This window comes from Myxococcus sp. AM010, assembly GCF_013372585.1.
GTDB classification, from domain to species: Bacteria; Myxococcota; Myxococcia; order Myxococcales; family Myxococcaceae; genus Myxococcus; species Myxococcus vastator.
Genome location: NZ_JABXEO010000001.1, coordinates 368,017 through 392,899, shown reverse-complemented (window position 1 = coordinate 392,899; position 24,883 = coordinate 368,017). Strand labels below are relative to the sequence as shown.

The following is a 24,883-nucleotide window of genomic DNA, read 5'->3' as shown; positions in this document are numbered from 1 at the left end:
CCGCGCCATGGACGTTCAGGGCTTCCACCACGTGGCCATCCAGGCGCGGGACATCGAGCGCGTCACCGGCTTCTACAGAGACCTGCTGGGCTTTCCGGAGTTGACCCGTCATCTCCGTCCGGACGGCTCCCTGCGGAGCATCTGGGTGGGCGTCCCCGGGGGAGGCTTCCTGGCCATCGAGGCGGCGGGCGGCGAGCCCGTCTCCACGCCGTTCCGCCACGAGGCGCCGGGCCTCCTGCTGCTGGCGTTCCGGATTCCGAAGGTCGCCCGGGCGGGGGTGGTGGACACCTTCGCCCGCGCGGGCGTGCCGCTGGAGCACGAGACGCGGTGGTCGGTGTACGTCCGGGACCCCGAGGGCAACCGCGTGGCGCTCAGCCATCACCCGGAGGATTAAACGCACCGTCCCACGGGTGCGGGTGTGCTTGCGGAGCGGGACGGGGCACGGCTACAAGCGGCCCCATGCGCCTGGGTGAACAGCTCCTGAAGGATGGTCTCGTCACCGCCGAGGGACTCGAAGAAGCGCTCGAGGCCCAGGTGGTGCATGGCGGGCGGCTGGGAACGAACCTGGTGGAGCTGGGGCTGCTGTCGGAGGTGGACCTGGCGAAGACGCTGGGCAAGGTCCACAACAGCGCGTTCGCGTCCGGGGAGATGGTTCCGGACCCCAAGGCGATGGAGCTGGTCTCCTCGAACCACGCGGACGACAAGGAGTACCTGCCCATGCGGGTGGACGCGACGCGGGTGAGCGTCGCCGTCGTGAACCCACATGACTTCGCGACGCTGGACGGGATTGCCTTCAAGACGGGCAAGCGCGTGGTGCCGGTGGTCATCCCCGAGTTCCGGATGAACCAGCTGCTGCGCCGCTACTGCAAGGCGTTCCGGCCGCTTCGCGCCATCGACATGAACGCGGTGCGGCCCCGGCCCGCGCCGGGCGCGCGGGCGGAGCTGGCCAAGGCCGCGGAGACGCCGGCGGACTTGATGAGCGAGGAGGAGTTCCAGTCCGTCTACGCCTCCGCCCTGCGCGGTGGCGCCGACTACGAAGGGGACATGGGCGAGGAGGAGATCATCACCGGCGTGGAGGTGCTGGAGGCCGCGCCCGAGCCGGTGGCCTCCGTGCCTCCGCCGGCGACTGTCCATCCGCAGGTGCCCGTGGCTCCGCCACCGCAGGCCATCGTCGTTCCGCCGCAGAGGGTTCAGCCGCCCGTGTCGCCCGAGCTGGGGGCGCCGCCGCCGCCCGTGCAGGTGCCGCGCGCACCGGAGCCGCCGCCGACGCCGCTGACCTTCGCGGAGGCGCAGGCGGAGCTGGCGCGCAGCTCGGACCGCGAGGACGTGGCGCGCACGGTGCTGCGCTTCGCGCTGGGCAAGTGGAAGCGGAACCTGCTGCTGTCGGTGCAGGGCAGCCTCGTGACGGGCTGGCATGGCATGGGGATGGGCGTCCGCGACGCGGTGGTGCGTCGCATCGGCGTGCCGCTGCGGGAGCAGAGCACCTTCCGGCTCGTGCGGGACACGCGCTCGCACTACATCGGGCCCGTCCGCCGCGACGCGGCCATGGGCGTGTTCTACAAGCTGCTGGGGCACGGGTTCCCGAAGACGGCCGTCATCCTCCCGCTGCTGGTGCGCGGCAAGGTCGTGCACCTGCTCTACGTGGACAACGGCCCGGACCAGCTCACTCCGCCAGACGTGGGCGAGCTGCTCATCCTCTCGCAGAGCGTGGGCCGCTCGTACGAGGCGATGATGCGGCGCCGCAAGAGCGCGTAGGACGTCACGCGCTCGTCGCGGAGTGGCTTCAGGTGGGCAGCTCCTCCACCTGGAACGTCATGCCCGCGCGGCGCAGGCGCTCCACCAGCCGCATGCCCATGGCGGAGGCCGGCGTGAGCACGCCGCCCATGGCCGGCGTGTCGTCGAAGGCGAGGCACAGCGCGGACTCGGCGAGCATCCGCGACGTGGCCGCGTAGCCTGGGTCTCCCCGCGCCGCCACCTTGCCCGTCAGCCGCACCTGCTCGCCGGTGCGAGGCGAGGTGCCTTCGCCGCGAAGCTGCGCGACGAAGAAGCCCTTCTCCCGGGCCTCTGGGGACGGGCCTTCACCCGGCGCGGGGAGGACCTTCTTCTCCAGCAGCGCGCGCAGGGGCTTCACCTGCATCGCGGCGACGAGGCCTCCCAGGCCCGCGGTGACGCTCGTGGCGCGTAGCAGGCCCTTGGGCCCGGCGCCGTAGCTGGCGACCTCCGCGTACCGGAAGTGCTCTCCCCACGGGTGCCCGAGCAGCGCGTTGCTGCGCCGGACGACGCGTGTATTCACCGTCGCCATGAAGAACGGGCCCGTCCACTGGCCCAGCTCCTGGCTGTAGTGGAGGCCCAGCGCGTCCTTGGACTCGGGCCGAAAGGGGCCTGGGACGGGGTCCAGCGCATGTGGGTGGGCCATGATCTTCCGCACCGAGCGGTCCGTCGTGGCTTCCTCCATCGCCTGCACCATGCTGGCCGCCGTGCCGCCGCTGGCGCCGCCCCGCATGGGGCCCATGTAGAGGCGGACGGCGTCCAGGTGCCCGCCGTGGCGCTCCCGCATGTGCTCCTGCATCATCAATACGCCCAGGTCCGACGGAATCGAGTCGAAGCCACAGGTGTGGACGATGCGTGCGCCGCGCTGCCGGGCCTGTTCGTGGTGGGCGTCAATCATCCGCCGCATCCACTGCACTTCACCCGTCAGGTCGCAGTAGCTGACGCCGGCCCGGACACACGCGGCGACGAGCTCGCCGCCGTAGCGTGCATAGGGGCCCACGGTGGTGCAGACCACGCGGGTTCGGGGAACCAGGGCATCCAGTGACGCGGTGTCGCGCGCATCCGCGATGAGCAGCGGCAGCTCCGCGAAGGTGGGCGCAATCGCCGCCAGCCCCTGCCGGACCTGCTCCAGCTTGCCGAGGTCGCGTCCCGCGAGGGCCCACCGCGCGCGGTGGCTGTCCTGGGTCCTGGCGAGATATTCGGCGACCAGGCGTCCGGTGAAGCCGGTGGCGCCCCAGACGATGACGTCGAACTCCGTGGCGGAGGTGTTCATGGGCGCGGGAGTCTGGTCGCGCCCGGTGGGCACCGCAACCGCGGCGTGAAGCCAATGTTCACGCCGCGGAGCTTGCCACCCCGGTCACTCCTCTTCGGGCTGCTCGAAGTTGACGTCGAAGCTGACGCGCTGGCCAGGCTCCACCTTGAACGTCTTCTGCCAACGGGAGCCGGTCACGATGACGAGGAGCTGGTGTGTGCCTTCGTACAGGTCCAGCTCCTCGATGGGCGCCGCGCCGATGAGGCGGCCGTCCACCGTGACGATGGCGCCCTCGGGGGCGCGCACGTTCACGAAGCCCTTGTTGAGGAAGATCTGCTGCGAGGAGCGGCCACCCGCCGGCACGGTGATGACCCGTGTCGTCTGGATACCGAGCACCGGGTTGCTGAGCGTCAGGACGTGACGGCCCGCGGGCACGGCCGCGGAGACGGGCGTGCGGCCCAGGTACTGGCCAGGAATGGAGACCTCCACGCGCGGGTCCACGGTGACGTCCAGCGTGCCCATGGGGATGCCGGCGTCCACGGGGCCCGCATCCAGCGTCACACCCGCGTCCACGGGCAGGGCGTCGGTGACGCCCGCGTCCTCGAGCTCGGCCTCGATGTTGGAGGGCAGCCGGTTGAGCACGACGGCCGCCGCGCCCACCGTGAGCGCAAGCCCGATGCCCACGAAGGCCATCCAGGTGCGCGACGACTTCTGCGCGGGGGCTCCCGTGCCCGCCGGGCCGGTGGGAACAGTGGCTCCGGCGCTGGCGTGAGTCCCTGTGTCGGACTGCGCCTGTGCGCCCGCGCCGGAGTGACGCTGTTCGCCCGCGCCAGCCTGCGACGGGCCACCCGCGCCGGAGTGCGCCTGCGCGCCCGCACCGGGCTGCGCCTGCGCGCCCGCGCCAGCCTGCGACGGGCCACCCGCGCCGGAGTGCGCCTGTGCGCCCGCACCGGGCTGCGCCTGTGCGCTTGCCTGCACCTGCGCGCCCGAGCCGGACTGAGCCTGTGCGCCTGCGTTCGGCTGTGAGCCCGCGCCGGACGGAGTCTGTGCGCCTGCGTTCGCCTGTGAGCCCGCGCCGGACTGAGTCTGTGCCCCAGCCTGACCCTGTCCGCCCGCGCCAGCCTGCGCGTGGTCCCCAGTGCCGCCCACCGCCGAGGCGGCCTGCGCGGTGACACCGGCCGCCGAGCCACTTCCAGCCTGTGCACCCGAACCCTCGGACGCGCCCGAGGCCAGCAACTGTCCCGGCAGCTCCGGCCACTTCGCGGGCATCAGGCCCGGGGGCAGGGCGCCGCGCGCGAGGAACTCGGCCACGGCGGGCGGAGCGATGCCGGCCTTCTGCATCACCTCCGCGATGCCCGCTTCAATCACCCGCCGCCGCGCCGCGCGAGCCTCGCTCTCGGGCGGGAAGTACTTCGACATGAACTCCGAGAACTCCGCATGCGTGGGCAGGGTGCCGACGGCCTCGACCACGGCCTCGCGGAACGCGAGCGCCGTCGGGTACCGCTCCTTCGCCCGCTTCGCCGTCGCCCGGCGCAGCACCGCGTCCAGCTTCAGCGGCACGTCCTGCGCCATGGGCGGCAGCGACCGCGTCAGCACGGCCTTGTCCGGGTCCGCCGCGTCCTTGAAGGGAATCTTCCCGGAGAGGCACTCGTGCAGCACGAGCCCCAGGAGGAACACATCCGACTGGACGTTGACCGCCTCGCGTCCACCGAGGAGCTGCTCGGGCGCGCTGTACATGCGCCGGTTCTTCACGCGCTTGCCACCGCGCTCACGCGGGGCCACGCCGAGCGCGCCATAACCCGTCACCTTCGTCAGCCCGCCGAAGGAGATCATCAGCGTCTCGGGCCGGACATCACCGTGCACGAAGGGCGTGCCGTCGTCATTGCCGGCGACGTGCGCGTAGTGCAGGCCCACGGCGGCATCCGCCACGACGAGCGCCGCGAAGTGCGGCGGCAGGCGAGGGTGGGCCTCCAGCAGACGACGCAGGGGCTCGCCGTCCGCGAACTCGGTGACGCGGGCCAGTCCGCCATCCTGCTCGGCCAGGGCGTGGACACGGAGGATGTGCGGATGCTCGAAGACGAGCGCGCGAGCCGTCTCGCGACGCAGGGTCGCCTTCAGCTCGGGGTTCTGCACGACATCTTGCGGCGCCCAGATGAGCACCACGGGACGGGGAGATGCGCCGTCCTCCAGGGCGAGTCCGAGGAAGGCGCGTGAGCCTTCCCCGGCCAGCAGGGGACCGAGGGACTGGTAACGGACGGAACTCATGACTCCGCATGTTAGTGCGAGTCACGTGGGTCCTGAAATACGGGGAGCCCATCGCCCCTGCTCGGCAGCTACAGCCGGTAGCCTGCTTCCTGCTCGAAGGGCAGCGTCACGTGGTAGCCGTAGCGTCCGCGTCGCACGAGCAACAGCACGCTACGTCCCCGTCGCGCGGTGAGCAGGGCCTCCCGGAAGGCGTCCTGCGTCGTCACGGGCTGGTTGTTCACTCGGAGGAGGATGTCCCCGGGCTCCAGCCCGATGTCCGCCGCCGCCGAGCCCTGACGCACGCTGGACACGGCCAGCCCGCCGCGAAGCTGCTTCACGCGGAGTCCCAGCCGCTCCCACGCCAGCCCCTCGACCATGCGAGCGGGGAACTCCACCGGCATCACCTGGACGGTGCGCAGGCCGCCTTCGCGGAAGAGCACCACCGGGAAGGCGGAGCGGGCGGGGTAGCCGCGCACGCGGGTGTCGAAGTCCTCGGCGTCCTGGATGCGCGAGCCGCCCAGCTCCGCCACCACGTCCCCTCGCTTCACGCCCGCCTCGGCGGCGGGGCTTCCGGCCTCTACCGCCGTCACCAGCGCGCCATAGGCCCGGTCCCACCCGAGCTGCCGGGCGACGCGGGGAGGCAGGTCCGCCGTATCGATGCCCACCCACGCCGGGCGCACCTTTCCGAAGCGGGTCAGCTCGTCGACGATGCGGCGCACCTTGTCGGCCGGAATCGCGAAGCCGATGCCCTGCGCGCCGCCGCCGAAGATGGCGGTGTTGATGCCGATGATCTCCCCGTCCACGTTGAGCAGCGGGCCGCCCGAGTTGCCCGGGTTGATGGCGGCGTCCGTCTGCACGAAGTCGTTGTAGACGCGGTTGTCGGCGCGGAAGGTGCGGCCCACCGCGGAGACGACGCCCGCGGTGACCGTCTTGCTGAGGCCGAACGGGCTGCCGATGGCGACCACCGTCTCGCCAATCATCAGGTCGGAGCTGGTGCCCAGCTTCGCGATGGGCAGGGCCTCCTTGGCGTTGACCTTGAGCACCGCCAGGTCGTTCGCCGCGTCGCTGCCGATGACCTCCGCGTCGAACGAGCGTCCATCCGCCAGGATGACGTGGATGGCGGAGGCGCCCCGGATGACGTGGTCATTGGTGACGATGATGCCGCTGGGGTCGATGATGGCGCCGCTGCCCAGGCCAGAGATTCTCTGGCGCTCCGGCTCCGCGCCCATGCCACCGAAGAACTCCTCCAGCGGGGAGCGGCGTCCGCGGAAGCGCGACTCCACCTCCTGCTCGGTGCCGATGTAGACGACCGCGGGGGAGACCTTTTGCACGACCTCGACGATGGCGTCACGCCGCCGCGCCAGGTCCGCGCTCGCCGTGTCCGAGGTCAACAGGGCCACCACCAGCAGGCTCCACCTCATGACTGCGTGCTTCATTCCAACCCTCCGTGCATCGCCGCAGTGTCTCACGCTTCATAAACCACGCCGGTCATCCTCGTCCTGGTCGCGGACGATGCGCCGGCGGGGTTGGAGGTCCTCAGTCAAGTCGTGGAGGGGCGCCTCGAGTCACGAGACGTCAGGCCTGCTGCGACTTCAGCATCCAGCCAATCATCTTGTACAGCAGGCGGGCGCCGACGTTGCCGTCCCACTCGCCGCCCTCGGGGTCGGGGGCCACCTCGGTGAGGTCGAAGCCCACGATGGTGCGCCCGGAGCGGACCACGCCGGCGATGAGGGCCACGGCCTCGGGGAAGGACAGGCCGCCCGGTACCGGGGTGCCCGTGTGGGGGCAGAGCACGGGGTCCAGCCCGTCGATGTCGAAGGACAGGTAGACCTGCTTCGGGAGCAGGGCGACCATCTCATCCACCTGCCGGTTCCAGGGCACGCCGTCGAAGCGCTTGTTCTGGAGCGCGGCGTCGAAGAAGCCGTGCACGCGGCCGTTGGAGTCCGCGATGTACTGGTGCTCCTCCGCGCTCATGTCGCGCAGGCCCACCTGCACCAGCGTCTTCACGCCGGGGATGCGCTCCGCGACGTTGTACATGATGGACGCGTGGGACCAGGTGAAGCCCTCGTAGGCCACGCGCAGGTCGGCGTGCGCGTCCAGGTGCAGCACGCCCAGGCCCGGGTACTTCTCCGCGTGCGCGCGGATGATGCCGTAGGAGATGGAGTGGTCACCGCCCACCGCGGCCACGCGCTTGCCTTGCTCCAACCAGTGCTTCGTGGTGCGGTAGACGTGCTCGTTCATCTGGTCGCAGAGGACATTCACGTCCTGCGCGGCCTGGAGCAGCGCGGCCTCGCCGGAGTGGATGCCACCGGCCTCGATGACGACCTGGGCGCGCTCCTTGGCTTGGGTGTTCCAGTCGCGCAGCTCCTGGGGCTCGGGGAGCATGGCGATGCCACGCTCGTAGGGGCGGCCCGTCTCCACGTCGAAGAGGTCGACCTGTCGGCTGGCGTCCAGGACAGCGGCCGGCCCCTCGGACGTGCCGCCGCCGTAGCTGGTGGTGGCCTCGAAGGGGACGGGGATGAGGACGACGTGCGCCTCTTCCGGGGAGTGGGGGAGTCCGAACACGCCGGAGTCCGGCTGGGCGGCGGCGCTGGGGTCGAAGTGGGTAGCCATGGGCGGCGCAGGATAAGGGCCCGGTTCAGGGGCGCAATGGTCTGTTACTTCTCGATGCGTTCCTTGACGTCGAAACGCCCGGCCAGCACCTGATGTTTCTCAATCACCAGCCGGTCCGCCGTCAGCACGCCCCGGACGTCCAGGCTGTAGTCGTTGTAGTAGGCGTCCACGACCGAGGCCTTGAGGTTGCCTCCGATGATGACGGGGCCCTCGGTCTGGAAGGTGTCGCACTCGAAGTCGCCGCCCACGAAGAGCTGGCATCCCTGAACGTTGGACGCCTTGCCCTTCACCAGCAGACTCCCCGTCACCAGGAGCGACAGCACCTTCAGGGGGCCCTCCACCACCAGGTCACCGTGGTGGACGAAGGGGTTCCTGGACACCTTCTTGAGCGTCTTGCTCGCGGGGGCCCGCGTGGAGACGTGCTGGATGAGGTCGATGGTGGCGAAGACGAGCGGGGCGTTCGTGTTGCCGTGCTCCGCGATGCCCGCGTAGAGCTGGTCGATGGTGACTGAGTGCTCCTCGACGAAGACGCTCTCCATGAACGCGCGGAGCTGCTCCCACGTTCGAGGGCTGACCCCCGCGGGCGCATCCCCTGACAGGTATTGGGTGACGCGCTCCTCGGAGAGCTCCTTCGCCTTCTTGGGCGGGGGGCCTCGCTGGTCCTTCGACTTCTTCAGGTACTCCACGAGCAACGGGACCACGTTCTTGCTGTGCCGCGAGGCGCGGGCGGCGGAGAGCACGGACCTGCCACCCTCCGTCTTCAGGCGAGGGTCGATGCCCTGCTCGATGAAGAACCGCACGACGCGGTCGGCGCCGAACTCCGCGGCGCGGTGTATCGGGAACTCGTAGCCCGAACTCGCCCGGATGTCGGCGCCGTACTCCATGAGCACCTGGATGACGTCGACGTTGTTCTGGGGGACGGCGATCATCATCGGCGAGTGGCCGTTGAGGGTCTTGAAGTCCAGGCTGACGCCGCTGGCGAGCAGCGCCCGGATTCGAGCCACCACCTCGGCGTTCTTGTGCTCCGCCTTGGCCAGGCTCTGCTGGTACTCGGCCTCTGGCTTTTCGACCCGGTGATAGGTCTGGATGTAGTGGAGGTCGTCAATCTGCCGGATGAGGTCTTCGAGCTCCCGCTGCTGCTCTGTCATCGAGTCCGTTCCTTCGGTTCGCGATGCGGCTCACGCCCACCGCACCACCAGCTTGCCCACCGAGTCATTGTCGGCCATGCGCTCCAGCGCCTGCCGGATGTCCGCGCGCGGCACCACCGCGTCGACCACGGGCCGCAGCGCCCCCGAGCGGAGCAGCGGCAACAGGTGCCGCTCCGCGCTCTGCGCCAGCGCCATCTTCTCTTCAAGTGCACGGCTGCGCAGCACGGTGCCGGTGACGCGCAGGCGCTTCGTCAACACCGTGCCCAGGTTCACTTCGGTGGCCGCGCCCGCCACCAGCCCCACCAGCATCAGCCGCCCCCGGGGCGCCAGGGCCTTCAGCGTCTCCGGCACGTAGTCGCCGCCCACCAGGTCCAGGCACAGGTCCGCGCCCCGGCCACCCGTCTCCTCGCGCACCGCGTCCGCGAAGCGCGGCGGCTTGCTGTCACACAGCACCGTGCGCGCCACGCCCCAGTCGGCCGCGCGGGCCAGCTTCGCCGCGTTGCGGCCCGTGCCCACCACGCGCGCGCCCATGGCCTGGCAGATGAGCGCCGCCGCCGAGCCCACGCCACTGGCCACCGCGTGGACGAGCACCGTCTCACCGGGCTTGAGCTCGCCCTGGAGCACCAGCGCGTCGAACGCGGTGAGGTACGCCTCCGGGATGGCCGCCGCGTCGGCGAAGTCCATGCCGTCGGGGATGGGCAGCGCCTCGCGCTCGTGCGTGACGAGCAGCTCCGACCACGCGCCCCCTCCCACCAGCCCCATGACGCGGTCGCCGGGCTGGAAGCGCCGTGCGCGCGGGCCCACGGCCACCACCTCGCCCGCGTACTCCAGGCCGGGAATGTCCGGCGCCACGTCCGGCGGGGCAGGGTAGTGACCACGAAGCTGCAGGAGGTCCGCCCGGTTGAGCGCGGACGCTCGGACCCGGACCAGGATTTCCCCCGGGCCTGGGACGGGCTCGGGACGCTCTTCCTCGGCGAGGACCTCGGGGCCCCCAGGGCGGGTGATGCGAAGGACCTTCATGGTGGGCACGAAACATCCTGGCTCGCGAGAGCGTCAACGCTTATCTAGAACACCGTCCATCATGAGCACCCTGACGTGTCCCATCTGCCAGAAGCCCGTTCCCCCGCGCGGGGAGAACGCTGGTTTTCCCTTCTGCTCCAAGCGCTGCCGCGCCGTGGACCTCGGCCGGTGGCTGGGCGAGGAGTACCGCGTCCCCGACCGGCAGGCGGATGAGCAGGAGGACGAGCTGCCCGCCGACAGCCACCCGGAGCGCCAGCGCGGCGACGCATGAGCGGCTTCGTCGACCTGCACTGCCACCTGCTGCCCGGAGTGGATGACGGGGCACGCACGCTGGAAGACGCGCTGGAGATGGCGCGCGCGCTGGTCGACCTCGGCTTCTCCACCGCCGCGCCCAGTCCGCATGCGCGCCCCGAATACGCCCCCGTGGAGGTGGTGGACGCGCGCCGCGCGGAGCTGGCGGAGGCCCTGGAGCGCGAGCGCATCCCCCTGACGTTGGGGCGCAACGCGGAGAACGTGCTCGACGACGCCTTCCTGCGCGGCCTCAACACGCCGCAGGCCCGCAAGCTGGGCCCGGGCCGCTACGTGCTCGTCGAGCTGCCCTACACCGCGCCCGTCCCCGCGCTGCCGGACATCCTCTTCCGCATCCGCACCAAGGGCGTGGTGCCGCTGCTGGCGCACCCCGAGCGCTGCCTGGAGTTCGAGCGGAAGGGCCGCGCCGCGGAGGCCGTGCGAGCTGGGGCGCTGTTGCAACTGGATGTCGGGGCGCTCATCGGCCGTTACGGCGGCGCGGCGAAGAAGCTGTCCCGCGCCTTCCTGGATGACGGGCTCTACGCGGTGGGCGCCACGGACCTGCACGGGCCGGTGGGGGCCCGGGACTGGGTGGGCCGCTCGCTGGCGGAGCTGCGGAGCAGGGCAGGGGACGCGGCCTTCGCCCGTCTCATGAGAGACAATCCCGCGACGCTGCTGGCCGGGGAGTCACTGGAGTCCGACCCGGACTGACGGTATACCCGGCCGCTGTGAAACGCGCCGTCAAACTCCTGGCCAGCCTCCTGGTCACCTTCCTCTTCATGTGGTGGGCCTTCAGGGACACGGACTGGGCCACGCAGCTGGCCAGCCTGAAGTCGGCCAACTACGCGTGGGTGGTGCCGTACTTCGGCTGCCTGTTGGCCATCCACGTCTTCCGCACCCTGCGCTGGGGCTGCCTCCTGTCGGGCCTGGAGCACGTCCCTTTCCGCAAGCTGAACGAGGCCTCCGGCATCGGCTTCATGATGCTGCTGGTGCTGCCCTTCCGCCTGGGCGAGTTCGCGCGGCCCTTCCTCATCGCGCAGCGCAGTGGCATCCGCCGCAGCGCGGCCATGACGTCCGTGGTGCTGGAGCGCATCGTGGACGGCCTCTTCGTGGCGGCGATGCTGCGCGCGCTGCTCTTCTTCGTCCCCACGGAGACGCCGGAGATTCGCTACGTCAAGCTGGGCTCGTGGCTGATGTTCGCGGTGTTCGGCGGCGGCCTGGCGTTCCTCCTCTTCGGCCTCTGGCAGCAGCAGCGCACGGTGAACTTCGTGCGCGCCACGGTGGGCCGGGTGGCGCCGCAGGTGGCGGACAAGGTGGCGGACATCGTCGACACCTTCGTGGGCGCCATGCGGCAGCTGCCGAAGGGGCGACAGGTCGCGCTCTTCTTCCTCTACACGGCGCTGTACTGGGGTGTGAATGGCGCGGGCATGTCCATGCTGGCCAACGCCTTTGACTGCTCGGGCGCGGCGCCCGGCACCGTCTGCGAGCCCATGGGCCTGACGCTCTTCCAGGCCTACGTCGTGCTGGGCGTGCTGGTGGTGGGGCTGATGATTCCCGCGGCGCCGGGGATGATGGGCACCTTCCAGGCGGCGACGAAGGTGGGCCTGAGCCTCTTCCTTCCGGCCGCCGCGGTGAACGCCAGCGGGCTGGCCTACGCCAACGTCATGTGGCTGTGCCAGACGGTGCAGCAGGTGGGCCTGGGCCTCATCTTGCTGTCCATGGGCCACCTGTCGTTCAAGGACATCGCCGGCAAGCTGGACGACAAGGAAGGCGAGGCGGTGGCACCCTCCGCCTGACGCCGGGGCCCCAGGTGTCGAATGCGGCTCCCTACGGGGTGGGCGACGCCGCCTGCTCCGGCTCGGCGGGAGCGGCGTCCGTGTTCGCGGGGGCGGTGTCGCCGCTCTTGCCCGTCACCACGCCCTTCACCTTCTCCATGGCGGCCTTCGGGTCGATGTTGCCCTTGAAGTTGCCGAACGGAGTGTCGATGACCTGCTCCCGCTTCTCCGAGGAGGCGTGGCCTTCTGGCGCGCAGAGGGCCTTCGCGCTGTCGCGCACGGAGACGACGGGGGTGTTGATGGTGGTGGAGTCCTCGGTCGTGGCCTTGGCGACGAGCTTGTCTTCGCGCATCAGCACGCAGCGGTCATCGCCGTAGTACCAGGCGGTGGAGCTGTCCGGGAACTCCTGCGCGCGCGTGGGCCCTGAGCCCATGGCGTCGACGACCTGCTGGGACGACATGCCCGGGTAGAGCTTGTCGAAGCCGGAGGTGGCACAGCCGGCGGCGGCGAGCGCGAGCGCGGCGCTGAGAATCGGGAGACGCATGGGGTGTGGGCTCCTTCCGAAATGGAAGCGCGGAGCCTACCCCGGGGTCACGCCCGGCCTCCAGGTGGGGGCCGGACGGAGGCCGCCCTCATGACTGGCCTTCCTCCTTGGGCGTGCCACGGCCGTACTTGCCGAGCAGGTCCTCCACGGCCTCGCGCAGGTACTCGCTCTGGTGGATGCGGGTCCGCCGCGCCAGCTCGCGCAGCTTCTGGACCTGCTCCTCGGGGACCAGGACGTGGGTGGAGACGATGTCGGCGTCCGGGCCTCGGGCGTCGACAGACACTTCCGTGGCCGCCGGGGACGACGGCGCCTCGGGGCTCAGGGGACTGGCGCTTCCATCCTGCATCGGACTTCCTCCGGGCGTGGCTGCTACAGGCCGCTACCTGCCTGTCCGAGGCATTAGGCGGGCGGACAGGCACGCCGTCAAAAAATGCGCCGGAAGCCAGGCGGCCGAGCCGCGCCGCACGTCGCGTTGACAGGGCCCTGGGGGCGCTGCTACTTCGCCCCTTGCCTTAGGGGAGTAGTTCACGCCAGCGCCGCTGGCGGCGGGAAGCTCGACACACTGGCTGGAAACAGCCCGGGCCCCCACCTCGTGATGTTCGCGAGACGAACGAGACCTTCGGACAGGGATTGTCGTTTCTTCCTGGCCGAGGTCCGTCGTGCGCGCGTGCTGCCCTGGCGTCTCCCACGAGCCTGTACCCCGGCCCCGTCTTTGCGAGGGAGTCTCATGCTGGAAGCGCTCGTGGGTTCATTCGTGTTGGTGGCCGCCAGTGAGATGGGGGACAAGACGCAGCTGCTCGCGTTCTCCCTGGCCACGCGGTTTCGCAAGCCGTGGCATGTGCTGGCGGGCATCTTCGTCGCCACCGTCGCCAATCACGCGCTGGCGTCCAGCGTGGGCAGCTGGGTGTCCGCGCACGTGCCGGCGAAGTGGATGGCGTTGCTCCTGGCGGTGCTCTTCATTGGCTTTGGCCTGTGGACGCTCAAGCCGGACACGCTGGATGAAGATGGAGGCAAGCCGCCGCGCTTCGGGGCCTTTCTCACCACGGTGGTGCTCTTCTTCCTCGCGGAGATGGGGGACAAGACGCAGCTGGCCACCATGGCCGTGGCCGCGCGCTACCAGGCGCCGCTGACGGTGACGCTGGGCACCACGGCCGGGATGATGCTGTCGGACGGCCTGGCCGTGTTCCTGGGGGACCGGCTCGCCGGACGGGTGCAGATGAGCTGGGTGCGCTGGGCCGCCGCCAGCCTCTTCTTCGTCTTCGGTGCCCTGTCGCTGTGGACGGCGCTCCGGATGTGACGGAGAAGTGTATTGCGCTTCAAGTCAGGAAAAGCTCCCATGCGCGAGGTCTGGGATGACCCGGACCTTTCTTCAGGAGCTGGAATGCGTTCCCCCCTTCGTTTTTCCGCGATGATTCTGATGAGCGCCCTCCTGGGCGCGGGTTGCGACGGTGCCCAGCCGCAGGACCCGATGGCCGCCACCGAGGTGGTCCCCGAGACGGCGGAGGTGAAGCAGGGCGCCGTGGGCGACGTGCTCCTGCGCTGTGACGAGTTCCAGGGCGGCACGCACCTGGAGGTCGTCCAGACGGCGACGGGCTTCGAGGCCGCGTACGTCTCCGAGGAGTACGACCCCTGGGATTGCCGGTGCACGTACACGAAGCGCCAGATTCTGGGGCAGTACAGCCAGTGCCGTAAGTCCACGGTGGACCCGCGCATCATGAACTGCTTCCGCATCGAGCCGAACGGCACGACGGGCAAGGTGGTGCTGTCGACCACGCGCGTGCAGAAGACGCAGATGGTCATCGGCAGCAGCCAGACGGTGAACTACAGCGAGCTGAGCGTCGCGGCCATCAACCAGGACCCCGGCCAGACGCCGCGCCGTGACTACGTCTTCCCGCTGAACGACTGCCAGTAGGCCGTCCCTGGGCCGGGGCGGCGGCTGGTCCCGGCCCTTTTTCGTAGCGGGCGGCGATGATTCCGGGGGCGGTGGGGCGTCTGACTCGCAGGAACCCATTCCCTGGAGGTCATCGTGGCATCGCAATCATCCCCGCAGGACCCGGCACCGCGCGGTCCCCATGTCGTCGTGAGTCTGCCGACGCGGGACCTGGCGCGGGCCTTTCGCTTCTACCGAGAGGGCCTCGGCCTCCGCCTCGTCGTCGAGACGGCGGACGGGGCGATGCCCGAGCCCGTCCACTTCACGCTCAACGCGGGCGTCAGCCTGATGCTCATCCCCACCGGTGGGTTCGGCTGGGTGGCGGGGAGCAACAAGGTCGCGGAGCAGGGCGTTTCGGAGTGCATCTTGAGCCTGTCCCTGGAGACGGAGGCCCAGGTGGACGCGCTCATCGCCAGGGCGCGGGAGGCCGGGGCCGAGGTTGCCTCCGCGCCGGGCCAGAAGCCCTGGGGCTACTCGGGGACGTTCAAGGACCCCGACGGCCACGTCTGGATGCTGCAGAAGGCGGGCTGAAAAGAAAAACCCCGGTGTCACCGTGAAGGTGACGCCGGGGTAGTGGCCAGGGTCAGACTTGAACTGACTACCTGCGGATTATGAGACCGCCGCTCTAACCAGGTGAGCTACCTGGCCGTAAGTAGGCTGCAACCTACGGCTTTTACTGCGGAACTTCTACTGCCTTCCTACCTGCTCGCCCGGTGTCCGTGCAACAGCTTTGGCAACGGGGCGGGGCACTTCGCGCTTCGGGGCGGCTCTATACCACATGGCGGGCGGAGGGCAACGGGAACGAAGCGGTGGGGAAGGGACGGTGTGCAAGGGGGACGGCTGACGAGGTCCGACGTCGGTCCTGTGGTGGGGGGCGTGAGGAGCCTATGCCGCAGCATGAAGCGCCTTTCCCTCACGCTCTGATGCAGTGTCAGCCTTCCCTGGAATTAAGTGAATTCGCCCCTCGGGCTGGGGGGCGATGACGCGGAGAGGGACATGACGCTGCGCTGGGGAGCGGTGGTGCTGCTGATGCTGGTGGGCACAGGTTGCGGCGCCTCCTCGCGGGTGGTGCGCCTGGACACCGGCGAGGGTCGGCCCAGCATCTACACGCCACGGGCGGACGCTGAGCCCGTCGAGTTGGACGAGGACGAGTTCGTGGAGGCAGTGCAGGAGATGGCTCGCACCGCGCCGCCGTCTCCTCGGCCAAGGGAGGCGGCGTTGAGGCTCCTCGGCCTGGACGTGCCTCGCGCGTACTCCCCGGCGCGAGGGCGGCTGGGACTGGTCTCCGTCGAAGAGCCGCGACGGGGCCGTCTTCTTGTGACGGAGGAGCCGAACGCAGAAACGGAGTTGGCGAACGCCTACGGACACTGGTGCCAGCGCCTGAAGGAACCACGGGACTGCCTGCATCTGCTGGACGAGGACGTCATCCTGGACGAGGAGGGCAAGCGCATCCTGGCCTTCCGGCTGGCCCTGGATTCGGTCTGGGACGAAACGGCCGAGGCGCTGGGGGAGCTGACGGACAAGGAGTCGATGGTGACGATGCTCGCGACAACGGGAGCCATCTACTTCGGATTATGGCTGGTGCCCGAGCCGCTGCTTTCGAAGGGCATCGCCGCGACGCTGACGGTGGCGCTCATCGCCTACCTGGGGTGGGACACGGTGTGGAGCCTTGTCCAGGGCTGGAGGGTGCTGGCGAAGGAGGTGGAGGCGGCGACCACCTTCGATGAGCTTCAGGGCGCGGGAGAGAAGTACGGGACGGTGATGGGGCAGAACGCGGCGCGGGCGTTCGTCATGCTCGCGATGGCGGCGCTGGGCGGCACGGCGCAGACGTTGTCGGCGCGGGTGCCCACGCTCCCCGGCTCCGCGCAAGCCTCGCTGGTGGGCGCTGGGCAGGGCGGCTTCCGGCTGGCGGCGGCGGGACAGGTCACCTCGGTGGCGGTGGCACCGGGAGGCGTCATCACCATCGGACTGGAGCCGGAGGCTGTCGCGGAGACGGCACGAGGCACGCGCGCCGTGGCGTCCGAGCCGGTGGCGACCGCTACCCACGAGCACCACATCGCGACGAACAAGTGGTGGGACTCCACCAACAGTGGTGGCCCGTGGTCACCCATTTTCCAGAAGCTCTTCGACCGTGCGGGCATGTCACTCGATGACGCTGCCAACAAAGTCCGCGTGCGGGGCCACAAGGGGCCTCACCCCGTGGAGTACCATCTAGAGGTCTTCCGCCGACTGCAGTTTGCAACGAGGCGCTGCAGGAGCATCCATCAGTGTCGTGAAAGTTTGACGGCGGAACTGAGGGATTTGGCTGTGCAGGTCTCCAAGCCGGGTACCGAACTCAACAAGCTGGTGACGCGGGCTAAGTGAGGCGAGGAAGAACTCATGGCGAAGCGATTTTTTGACCTGGCTGATGACATGGAACTCCAGGGGCGCTGGCTGCTGGGAGACCCCACGAGCTTACAGGGGCAGGAGGTGGACGACCCGTGGCAGTTCACGGATGGCTGCCCTGTCCAGGTTGAAGCGCCACTCAAGATCCCCATCAACCATCCCGGGCGTCCCCTGGATTTTTCCCTCGCGGGCGTGGGTGTCACCCCTATTGTTCACAAGGGGGTGGCGCATATCTTCGCGGAGCTGGCGCCAGACGACGTGCAGCTCTTTCCCGTCGATGTTGCCGGACAGGCCGAGCCGTACTTCATCCTCGTCGCGACCCGGCTCATCCGGTGCATCGACGACAACGCCTCAACGGAGGTTCGGTACTGGCAGCCGGAGGATGGGCGCCCGGAGAAGGTCGGGGAATACCGCGGTGTGTCTGGCATGCGCATCGACCCGGCGAAGGTGGGCGGCGCCAAGGTGTTCCGGACCTGGGGGTGGAGCATCGCGCTCATCGTGTCCGAGGACATCAAGGAGGCACTGGAACGCGCGGGCGTCACGGGCTGCTATTTCAAGGAGGTCACCGGCCCGAGCGCCATCAGTCAGGAGGAGCGCGAACGGAACCGGAAGCTCCTGGCGCTTCGGGATGAAACGGACGCGGCCCGCGAGCCCTTCTGGCGCACTCTGGGGAAGCTGGACGAGGAGGTCATCATCCCCATCGTCGCCGGTGGCGGCTGGCCCGCCCGGCGCCAGGTCTGGCGTGTCATCCACCGCCCCGAGGGGCGGACTCTTTTGGTGACAGACGGGCTATCGGACTTCTTCGTGGACCAGGTGGCGCCGTCCGTGGGCTTCGGCTTGGAGCTGGCCCTGGAGACGAACGAGCCTCTCGGCAATGTCGAGAAGAGCTGGCCGCTGCTGCTCCTGGAGCGGGTGGGGGACGAGGTGGCGGAACACGAAAGCGTGCGCGAGAAGGTGAAGGCGGGCTTCCTCTCCATGGAGGTCTCCGGCCAGGGCATGCCCGAGCCGCTGCTGACAAAGGAGGGCAGGGTGGGGGTGTTGCTGGGCATGGCGTCGAGCACGCTGCCATGCCGCTTCTCCATGCCGGCCGGAGAGGTGCGACTGGTCACAGTCAAAGTGCTGATGCCCGTGGAGTTGGCGTACCTGCTGGAGAACGGGAAGCACGGTCGTGACGAGCTGCTGCGGCGCTTCGTCGAGGAAGGTCAGGAGCACCTGTCTCGCGCCTGGCGCCAGCCCGTTGTGTGACAACTTCCCGTGCTCAGCAGGCAGGTCGCGGAGCTCGGGCAGGACGACCTCGCGCTTTCCCGCCGCCTCGTGCGCACCGCGATGCCCCGCACCGATGTCTTTCTGACGGCTGGGTAGCGTCCGCCTGGGAATGAGTTGTCACCACGCCCTGGGCACCGGATTCTGCCCGTTCCGCGCGGAGGCCCTTTCCATGTCCGGGCAGTTGGATGTCTGGCCGCTCACAGTCGCGGCGCTCCTGTCGCTGTCATCCCCGGCGCGAGCAGCCCCACCGGGAGCGACGGGAGCGGCCCGGGACGTACCGGAATCCACCACCCGCCCTGGCAAGGGAGCCGCGCCCGACGGCCCACCGGAGGAGGTGTATCGCCCCACCACGTCGGGTCCCTTCGTCGCCTACACCGCGCCCATCACCGCGCCGGGGCGGATGACGGCCCAGCCCCTGTCGAGCCTCGAGTCCATCCGAGGGGAGTTCGACGAGCGCGGGCGCTATCAATCCTTGGAGCAGGGGGAGTCACAGCACAGGGCGGTCCTGCAGCTCTTCCTGGAATATGGGCTGTCCACCCGGTTCGCCGTCGGGGCGGAGCTGGAGTGGCGGCACCAGCGGCGCCGCGAAGACTCACAGCGGGCGGCGTCCTCCGGTCTGTCGGATACCCAGCTCTTCGCGCGCGCGGTGCTGCTCAAGGAAACCGTGGGGGGGCTCCCCGAGCTGACGCTGCTGGGCCTGGTGAAGCTCCCCACCGGGCGGGCCGTGAGCGCGGACGCGGCGTTGCTGGACACCGATGTCCGCGGAACGGGCAGCACCGACCTGATGTTGGGCGTCGACCTGACCCGGGGCGTCCGTCCCGTCCTCCTCCACCTGCAGGTGACCTGGTCCCATCCGCTCCCAACCCAGGTGGGTGGCGTCTCCATCGCCGCGGGTGACTCCGTGGCGTGGAGCCTCGCTGGCGAGTGGCCTCTGCTGCGAGGCGCGCTCGTCCTGATGCTGGAGGTGAGCGGCCTCCACCAGGGGCCACCTCGCCTGGACGGCCTGGAGATACGGGATGTCTCCACGACCGAAGTCACGCTCGGTGCTGGCGTGGAGTTCATCGCCAGCGAGGACGTGCAGCTCCTCGTGGGCTATCAGCGCCTGCAATGGGGCCGCGACGCCAGCGCCCAGGATGCCTGGGTGGTGTCGCTGGTTCCGGTGCTCTTCTGAGGGGAAGGATGCCCCCGGCTTGTAGCGGACCCCGCGAAAGGTATGTGATGGCCGCGTGAGCCTTCCCGCCGATCAGCGCTCTTCGGACATGCCAGCCCCGATGGGCCCTTCGCCCGTCATGCCGGTCGCCAGGCCGCCAGCGCGGGATGCGCGCTATGACTGGGCCGCGGAGCGCACGCTGCTGGCCTGGGTGCGCACGGGCCTGGCGATGATGGGCTTCGGCTTCGTGGTGGCGCGGTTCGGCGCCTTCCTCCGGGGCCCCGCCGCGCTCGCCATCTTCGCCGCGCTCCTGGGGGCCGTCCTGGTGCTCCTGCTGGGCGGCGGACTGCTACCCTTCCGCTTTGACGGAGGCCGGTGATGTCCGTGGCAGTCTTGTGGGAGCGCCTCCTCGCGACGCGGGCACCCGCCGCCACGCTGCTCATCCGGTTGATGGTGGGCGGCGTCTTCGTGTCCGAGGGCCTCCAGAAGTTCCTCGTCCCCGCCGAGGTGGGGGCCGGCAGGTTCGCGCGAATCGGCCTTCCGGCGCCGGAGGTGCTGGGCCCGTTCGTGGGCGCCGTGGAGCTGCTCTGCGGTGCCCTGGTGCTCCTGGGGCTGGTGACGCGGCTGGCTGCCGTGCCGCTCATCATCACCATGCTGGTGGCCATGGCCACCACCAAGGTGCCCATCCTCCTGGCGAGTGGCTTCTGGAAGATGGCGCATGCGTCCCGCACGGACTGCTCGATGCTGCTCGGCGCGCTCTTCCTCCTCTGGGTGGGCGCCGGCCCCTGGTCGGTGGATACCTGGCTGAGGCGGCGGCGCGGAGCCGCGCATGTCTGACGAGGCGCGCGAGCCGCCGCGTCACGGCGCGCACGGCCTGGTGGAGGTGGCGCTGCTCTTCCTGCGGCTCGGCTTCACGGGGTTTGGGGGGCCGGCGGCCCACATCGCGATGATGGAGGATGAGGTGGTGCGGCGGCGCCGCTGGCTGACGCGCGAGGAGTTCCTCGACCTGCTCGGGGCGACCAACCTCATTCCGGGGCCGAACTCGACGGAGCTGGCCATCCACCTGGGGCACCGGCGGGGCGGCTGGCCGGGCCTGCTGGTGGCCGGGGTCTGCTTCATCCTCCCCGCGATGCTCATCACGCTGGCCGCGGCCTGGGCGTATGCGCGCTTCGGGAGCCTGCCCTCGGCGGAGGGCGTGCTGTACGGCGTGAAGCCCGTCATCATCGCCGTGGTGCTCCAGGCGCTCTGGGGGCTGGGCCGGGTCGCGGTGAAGACGCGCGCGCTCGCCGCTGTCGGCGTGGCCGCCGTCATCGCGAGCGCGCTGGGGGTGAACGAACTGCTCGTCCTGTTCTGTGCCGGGGTCCTCATGGCGCTCTGGCGTGGCGGGACTCGGGTGGCGGGCGCTGGCCAGAAACAGCAGGGACCTGGACAGATGATGCTGGGGCTGCCCCTGGCCCTCCAGGGGCTGGCGGCGGGTGCCGCGGGCGTCGTGCCCTTCAGTCTGGGCGGGCTGTTCCTCTTCTTCGTGAAGGTGGGCGCGGTGCTCTTCGGGAGCGGCTACGTGCTGCTGGCCTTCCTGCGCGCGGACCTGGTGGAGCGGTTGGGTTGGCTGACTCAGGCGCAGCTGCTCGACGCCGTGGCCGTGGGGCAGGTGACCCCTGGTCCCGTCTTCACGACGGCGACCTTCATCGGCTACCTCCTGGGAGGCAGCGTGGGGGCGGTGGTGGCCACCGTGGGCATCTTCCTGCCGGCCTTCTTCTTCGTCGCGGTGAGTGGGCCGCTGGTGCCGCGCCTGCGCCGCTCCTGGGTGGCGGGGGCGGTGCTGGACGGCGTCAACGTGGCCTCGCTCGCGCTGATGGCGGTGGTGACGTGGCAACTGGGCCGCTCGGCGCTGGTGGACGCCTGGACGGTGGGCCTGGCGCTCCTGAGCGCTGCGCTGCTGCTGCGCTTCCGGCTCAACTCCGCGTGGCTGGTCCTGGGCGGCGCGCTCACCGGGCTGCTGCTCTGGACAGCGGGCGCTTGACGCCTTGAACACCGGGGGCCGTCACACAACCGTCACGGGACTCGGCCTTGCGGAATCATGATATTTCAATATTGTGATTTCGTAATGCCAGCCGCCATCAAGTCCCTGGATGTCCGTTCCGCCTCCCGCCTCTTCAAGGCGCTGGGAGACGAGACGCGCCTGCGCATCGTCGCGCTCCTCAGTCACGGGGAGCTGTGTGTCTGCCACTTCGAGTCCGCGCTCGCGCTGACGCAGTCGAATACCTCCCGCCAGCTCGCGGTGCTGAAGAACGCCGGCATCGTCGAGGCGCGCCGCGACGCGAGCTGGGTCTACTACCGGCTGGCCCCGCAGTTGGACGAGGTGTGCAAGGCGCAGCTCAAGGCCCTGGTGGCCGCCTTCTCCAAGCGCGACGTGCTCCGCGAGGACGTGGAGCGCCTCCTCCAGACCCGCGGCCCCAACGCCTGCAAGTAACCCAAGAGCCTGTCCATGAACGCCGCCGCTCCTTCCTCCAGCCTCGTCAAGAAGCTCTCGGTCATCGACCGGTTCCTGCCGGTGTGGATCTTCGCCGCCATGGGCCTGGGCATTGGCGTGGGCCGGGCCTTCCCGGACCTGGGCGCCCGGCTGGACACAGTGAAGCTGGACACCGTGTCGCTGCCCATCGCCCTGGGCCTGCTGTGGATGATGTACCCGGTGCTGGCGAAGGTGCGCTACGGCGAGCTGGGCCGGCTGCGCACGCGCGGCAAGCTCTTCACCACCTCGCTGGTGCTCAACTGGGTGGTGGGGCCGGTGCTGATGTTCGCGCTGGCGTGGCTCTTCCTGCCGGACCTGCCGGAGTACCGCAACGGCCTGGTGCTCATCGGGCTGGCCCGCTGCATCGCCATGGTGCTCATCTGGAACATGCTCGCGTGCGGCAGCAACGAGGTCGCCGCCGTGCTGGTGGCCCTCAACTCCGTGTTCCAGATTCTCTTCTACTCGGTGCTGGGCTGGCTCTTCCTCACCGTCATCCCGGGCTGGCTCGGCGCGGAGGTGACCGCGTTCGACGTGTCCATGTGGAGCATCGCCAAGAGCGTGCTCATCTTCCTGGGCGTGCCCCTGGTGGCTGGCGCGCTGACGCGCATCGGCCTGACGCGGCTGAAGGGGGAGGCCTGGTACGAGCAGCGCTTCCTGCCGCGCCTGGGGCCCACCGCGCTCGTCGGCCTGCTCTACACCATCGTCCTCATGTTCGCGATGCAGGGGGAGAAGATCACGCGCCTGCCGCTGGACGTGGTGCGCATCTCCCTCCCGCTGATCGTCTACTTCGCCATCATGTTCACCAGCGCCTTCTTCCTCTCGCGCAAGCTGGGCTTCAACTACGAGGAGACGGCGTCGCTGTCCTTCACGGCGGCGGGGAACAACTTCGAGCTGGCCATCGCGGTGGCGGTGGGCGTCTTCGGCATGGCCTCCGGCGAGGCGCTGGCGGGCGTGGTGGGGCCGCTCATCGAGGTGCCCGCGCTCATCGCGCTCGTCTACCTGTCGCTCTGGCTCAAGCGCCGGCTCTTCCCCGCAGCCGACGCCACCGTGCTGCCCCGCCGCTTCGAGGGCGAGGCGCGCTCGTAGGCCCCGTCCGCCGTTCGTCCCACCCACGCTCGTTCGAGAGGGCCCGAGACTCCGTCGGCTGGGGAAGCGAGGACCCGGCGGCGGTCGAAGGCAGCGAGCTCGTGAAGGAGGCCGCCTTCATGAGGGTGGCCATGGAGATCTCCCGCAGGTTGGGGCTGCTCCTCGCCCTGCCCATCGAAAAGCTGGACCTGCTGCGCCTGACGGCGCTCACCCGCGGCATCGGTGAGCAGCAGCCGGTCTCTCACCCCTCACTTCAGGAGTCGTCACGATGAACACGGTCATCTTCGCCTGCGTGCACAACGCCGGTCGCTCGCAGATGGCGGCGGCCTTCTTCAACGCGCTGGCGGACCCGGCCCACGCGCGCGCCGTGTCCGCCGGGACGCAGCCCGGGGAGCGCGTCCACCCCGAGGTCCAGGCCGCCATGGCCGAGGTGGACATCGACCTGACCGGAGCCAGGCCTCAGCGCCTCACGGACGAGCTGGCCCAGGGCGCTCAGTGGCTCATCACCATGGGGTGCGGCGACGCGTGCCCCTACGTGCCGGGGCTGAAGCGCGGCGACTGGCCGCTGGAGGACCCCAAGGGCAAGCCGGTGGAGCGCGTGCGTGAGATTCGCGATGACGTGCGGAGCCGTGTCCTGGCGCTGCTGGCGCAAGAAGGCTGGGCCCGGTAGGGCGCCCTCCAGCGGACGGGGCATGTTCGTCCGTCCAGACGCGGCGCACGAACGCGCGCTTCAATCCGAGGCTGGCGGACAACACACCGGCGCCAGCGCTCGCAGGCGGGACAGGAGTCCCTCGAACGACGCGAGGAACGCCTGTCCGTCCACTTCATAGATGCGATGGCGCCCTTCACTGCGCGCGCGGACGACGCCGACCTGGCTCAGCGCCTTGAGGTGGCGTGAGATGACGGAGCGGTCCTGCGGAAGGTGCGCGGCGATGGCCCCCACATCGGCGGGGCCCTGGCGAAGCAACACCTTCAAGAGCTCCAGCCGCGCCGGCTCCGTGAGCACCCGCAGGAACGGAGAGTCCAGGAGCGCGATTAGCTCGTCCACGCTGCGCGCCCGCGCATTCGCTTCACGTCTTGCCGTCATCACCCCATTCTTGCCCATGCCCGGGTCCAACGGCACGCTGGCTGCGCGGAAGCCTTGCACCCCAGCCACAGGTGAACCACGGCGGCGACGATGGCCCCCGGGAGGAGGAACTCCACCGCGGCACGGACGAAGGCCGGGTGCGCCTGACCGGGCACGCTGGGAGCCCACGGGCTCCAGGCCTCCGGTGGCACGGCGGCGAGCGCCAAGGCCAGCGCTCCCACCCGGAGCGTCGTGAGCACCACATGGAGCGAATACTCGAAGGAGCTCAGTCCTCCGAGCGCGGCCCTGCTGTCACGCTCGGAGAAGGTGTCGAACAGCTCGACGACCTGGTCCAGGGCGACCAGCGCCAGGCCGAACCACAGCACGACGCCGCGCGGCGGCGCGAGGAACAGCGTCGCCAGGATGGGCGGGAAGAGCACGGCGCGGGCCGTGTGCAGCCAGTGCTCGTGTCGTGACTCCTCGCGGGCATGGAGGCGGTAGCGCCAGAGGTGGAGATACACGCCGTCCACCACGGAGAGATGGACGAAGGCGAGCAGCAGAACGGTCGACGCGAGGACGAGGTTGGGGCTCATGGCGCTCCCTGGGATGTGTGCATCTAGATGCATGTATGCATATAGATGCACACGAAAGCAAGGGCGCCTTGGAGTGAACGGAGGCCAACGCCTGGGTTCCTTGGGCGACATCGACGGAGAGCTCCGCGAGGCCCGGTGCCAGGCGCAAATCCTTTGATGCCCATATTCAAGCTTGACGAAGAAGCAGGGCACGCAGGCGAGCAGTCGAGACGGTGCGGAGGCTCAGCGCGCGACGAGGGCG

At 69.8% G+C, this 24,883-nt stretch carries 28 protein-coding genes and 1 tRNA gene; 18 read left to right on the top strand and 11 right to left on the bottom strand.

The features are described 5' to 3' along the window. The first annotated feature begins 7 nt into the window (after positions 1-7). The gene (locus HV826_RS01505; RefSeq protein WP_176415209.1) at positions 8-394 is read left to right on the top strand and encodes a VOC family protein; all 387 of its coding nucleotides are present in this window, start codon (positions 8-10) and stop codon (positions 392-394) included. A 65-nt stretch (positions 395-459) separates the two neighbouring features. Further along, the gene (locus tag HV826_RS01500; RefSeq protein WP_176415208.1) at positions 460-1,755 is read left to right on the top strand and encodes a general secretion pathway protein GspE; all 1,296 of its coding nucleotides are present in this window, start codon (positions 460-462) and stop codon (positions 1,753-1,755) included. 28 nt (positions 1,756-1,783) lie between these two features. On the opposite strand, the gene HV826_RS01495 is transcribed toward HV826_RS01500, so the two are convergent. From HV826_RS01495 to HV826_RS01470, 6 genes are all read right to left on the bottom strand, one after another. Then, positions 1,784-3,043: a trans-acting enoyl reductase family protein gene (locus tag HV826_RS01495; RefSeq protein WP_176415207.1), complete on the bottom strand. Its 1,260-nt coding sequence runs from the start codon at positions 3,041-3,043 to the stop codon at positions 1,784-1,786. Positions 3,044-3,127: 84 nt separating this feature from the next. After that, complete coding sequence (locus HV826_RS01490; RefSeq protein WP_176415206.1) at positions 3,128-5,287, bottom strand: protein kinase domain-containing protein; 2,160 nt, start codon at positions 5,285-5,287, stop codon at positions 3,128-3,130. A 68-nt stretch (positions 5,288-5,355) separates the two neighbouring features. After that, a complete protein-coding gene (locus tag HV826_RS01485) occupies positions 5,356-6,702 on the bottom strand; it encodes a trypsin-like peptidase domain-containing protein (protein WP_176415205.1) in 1,347 nt (448 codons plus the stop codon). 139 nt (positions 6,703-6,841) lie between these two features. Then, complete coding sequence (locus HV826_RS01480) at positions 6,842-7,879, bottom strand: agmatinase family protein (protein ID WP_176415204.1); 1,038 nt, start codon at positions 7,877-7,879, stop codon at positions 6,842-6,844. 44 nt (positions 7,880-7,923) lie between these two features. Then, positions 7,924-9,027, bottom strand: a complete 1,104-nt coding sequence (locus tag HV826_RS01475) for an ankyrin repeat domain-containing protein (protein WP_176415203.1) — start codon at positions 9,025-9,027, stop codon at positions 7,924-7,926. A 30-nt stretch (positions 9,028-9,057) separates the two neighbouring features. Beyond that, positions 9,058-10,047: an NAD(P)H-quinone oxidoreductase gene (locus tag HV826_RS01470; protein WP_176415202.1), complete on the bottom strand. Its 990-nt coding sequence runs from the start codon at positions 10,045-10,047 to the stop codon at positions 9,058-9,060. Positions 10,048-10,108: 61 nt separating this feature from the next. On the opposite strand from HV826_RS01470, the gene HV826_RS01465 reads away from it, so the two are divergent. Genes HV826_RS01465 through HV826_RS01455 form a run of 3 tightly spaced genes read left to right on the top strand, consistent with a single transcriptional unit; the run spans position 10,109 to position 12,131 of the window. Next, positions 10,109-10,318 (top strand): DNA gyrase inhibitor YacG, encoded by a 210-nt coding sequence (locus tag HV826_RS01465; protein ID WP_163780809.1) that lies wholly within the window; start codon positions 10,109-10,111, stop codon positions 10,316-10,318. After that, the gene (locus HV826_RS01460; RefSeq protein ID WP_176415201.1) at positions 10,315-11,046 is read left to right on the top strand and encodes a tyrosine-protein phosphatase; all 732 of its coding nucleotides are present in this window, start codon (positions 10,315-10,317) and stop codon (positions 11,044-11,046) included. The genes HV826_RS01465 and HV826_RS01460 overlap by 4 nt, the downstream gene beginning before the upstream one ends. A gap of 17 nt (positions 11,047-11,063) precedes the next feature. Continuing rightward, entirely contained in the window at positions 11,064-12,131 is a 1,068-nt protein-coding gene (locus HV826_RS01455) for a lysylphosphatidylglycerol synthase transmembrane domain-containing protein (RefSeq protein ID WP_176415200.1), read from the top strand. A 31-nt stretch (positions 12,132-12,162) separates the two neighbouring features. On the opposite strand, the gene HV826_RS01450 is transcribed toward HV826_RS01455, so the two are convergent. Together HV826_RS01450 and HV826_RS01445 are read right to left on the bottom strand one after the other, a co-directional pair. Next, positions 12,163-12,654, bottom strand: coding sequence for a hypothetical protein (locus HV826_RS01450; RefSeq protein ID WP_176415199.1), 492 nt, complete (start codon positions 12,652-12,654; stop codon positions 12,163-12,165). Positions 12,655-12,742: 88 nt separating this feature from the next. Further along, entirely contained in the window at positions 12,743-13,000 is a 258-nt protein-coding gene (locus tag HV826_RS01445; RefSeq protein ID WP_176415198.1) for a ribbon-helix-helix domain-containing protein, read from the bottom strand. 381 nt (positions 13,001-13,381) lie between these two features. On the opposite strand from HV826_RS01445, the gene HV826_RS01440 reads away from it, so the two are divergent. From HV826_RS01440 to HV826_RS01430, 3 genes are all read left to right on the top strand, one after another. Continuing rightward, complete coding sequence (locus tag HV826_RS01440) at positions 13,382-13,951, top strand: TMEM165/GDT1 family protein (RefSeq protein WP_176415197.1); 570 nt, start codon at positions 13,382-13,384, stop codon at positions 13,949-13,951. A gap of 84 nt (positions 13,952-14,035) precedes the next feature. Then, complete coding sequence (locus HV826_RS01435) at positions 14,036-14,566, top strand: hypothetical protein (RefSeq protein WP_176415196.1); 531 nt, start codon at positions 14,036-14,038, stop codon at positions 14,564-14,566. A gap of 114 nt (positions 14,567-14,680) precedes the next feature. Further along, entirely contained in the window at positions 14,681-15,115 is a 435-nt protein-coding gene (locus HV826_RS01430) for a VOC family protein (protein ID WP_368670816.1), read from the top strand. A 43-nt stretch (positions 15,116-15,158) separates the two neighbouring features. On the opposite strand, the gene HV826_RS01425 is transcribed toward HV826_RS01430, so the two are convergent. Then, positions 15,159-15,232, bottom strand: a tRNA-Ile gene (locus tag HV826_RS01425). Positions 15,233-15,535: 303 nt separating this feature from the next. Here HV826_RS01425 and HV826_RS01420 point away from each other — a divergent pair. The 10 genes from HV826_RS01420 (at position 15,536) to HV826_RS01375 (ending at position 23,653) form a co-directional block, all read left to right on the top strand. Continuing rightward, a complete protein-coding gene (locus tag HV826_RS01420; RefSeq protein ID WP_368670815.1) occupies positions 15,536-16,948 on the top strand; it encodes an AHH domain-containing protein in 1,413 nt (470 codons plus the stop codon). A 15-nt stretch (positions 16,949-16,963) separates the two neighbouring features. Next, positions 16,964-18,214: an imm11 family protein gene (locus tag HV826_RS01415; protein ID WP_176415195.1), complete on the top strand. Its 1,251-nt coding sequence runs from the start codon at positions 16,964-16,966 to the stop codon at positions 18,212-18,214. 190 nt (positions 18,215-18,404) lie between these two features. Then, the gene (locus tag HV826_RS01410; protein WP_176415194.1) at positions 18,405-19,406 is read left to right on the top strand and encodes a hypothetical protein; all 1,002 of its coding nucleotides are present in this window, start codon (positions 18,405-18,407) and stop codon (positions 19,404-19,406) included. A 118-nt stretch (positions 19,407-19,524) separates the two neighbouring features. Further along, positions 19,525-19,764 (top strand): YidH family protein, encoded by a 240-nt coding sequence (locus tag HV826_RS01405; RefSeq protein WP_176415256.1) that lies wholly within the window; start codon positions 19,525-19,527, stop codon positions 19,762-19,764. Then, complete coding sequence (locus tag HV826_RS01400; RefSeq protein ID WP_176415193.1) at positions 19,764-20,222, top strand: DoxX family protein; 459 nt, start codon at positions 19,764-19,766, stop codon at positions 20,220-20,222. Before HV826_RS01405 ends, HV826_RS01400 begins: the two co-directional genes overlap by 1 nt. Then, the gene (gene chrA, locus HV826_RS01395) at positions 20,215-21,408 is read left to right on the top strand and encodes a chromate efflux transporter (protein ID WP_176415192.1); all 1,194 of its coding nucleotides are present in this window, start codon (positions 20,215-20,217) and stop codon (positions 21,406-21,408) included. Before HV826_RS01400 ends, chrA begins: the two co-directional genes overlap by 8 nt. Positions 21,409-21,492: 84 nt before the next feature. Further along, positions 21,493-21,858, top strand: a complete 366-nt coding sequence (locus tag HV826_RS01390; RefSeq protein WP_176415191.1) for a metalloregulator ArsR/SmtB family transcription factor — start codon at positions 21,493-21,495, stop codon at positions 21,856-21,858. A 15-nt stretch (positions 21,859-21,873) separates the two neighbouring features. Further along, positions 21,874-22,983 (top strand): ACR3 family arsenite efflux transporter, encoded by a 1,110-nt coding sequence (gene arsB / locus HV826_RS01385; RefSeq protein WP_176415190.1) that lies wholly within the window; start codon positions 21,874-21,876, stop codon positions 22,981-22,983. A gap of 119 nt (positions 22,984-23,102) precedes the next feature. Continuing rightward, a complete protein-coding gene (locus HV826_RS01380) occupies positions 23,103-23,255 on the top strand; it encodes a hypothetical protein (protein ID WP_176415189.1) in 153 nt (50 codons plus the stop codon). Further along, complete coding sequence (locus tag HV826_RS01375; protein WP_176415188.1) at positions 23,252-23,653, top strand: low molecular weight phosphatase family protein; 402 nt, start codon at positions 23,252-23,254, stop codon at positions 23,651-23,653. The genes HV826_RS01380 and HV826_RS01375 overlap by 4 nt, the downstream gene beginning before the upstream one ends. Before the next feature lie 60 nt (positions 23,654-23,713). Here HV826_RS01375 and HV826_RS01370 read toward each other — a convergent pair whose 3' ends face one another. Both HV826_RS01370 and HV826_RS01365 read right to left on the bottom strand, forming a co-directional pair. Next, positions 23,714-24,070, bottom strand: a complete 357-nt coding sequence (locus tag HV826_RS01370; protein WP_176422574.1) for a helix-turn-helix transcriptional regulator — start codon at positions 24,068-24,070, stop codon at positions 23,714-23,716. Next, positions 24,070-24,642 carry a hypothetical protein gene (locus tag HV826_RS01365; protein WP_176415186.1) on the bottom strand — a complete coding sequence of 191 codons (573 nt, stop codon included), beginning with the start codon at positions 24,640-24,642 and terminating at the stop codon, positions 24,070-24,072. Before HV826_RS01365 ends, HV826_RS01370 begins: the two co-directional genes overlap by 1 nt. Positions 24,643-24,883: the final 241 nt, after the last annotated feature.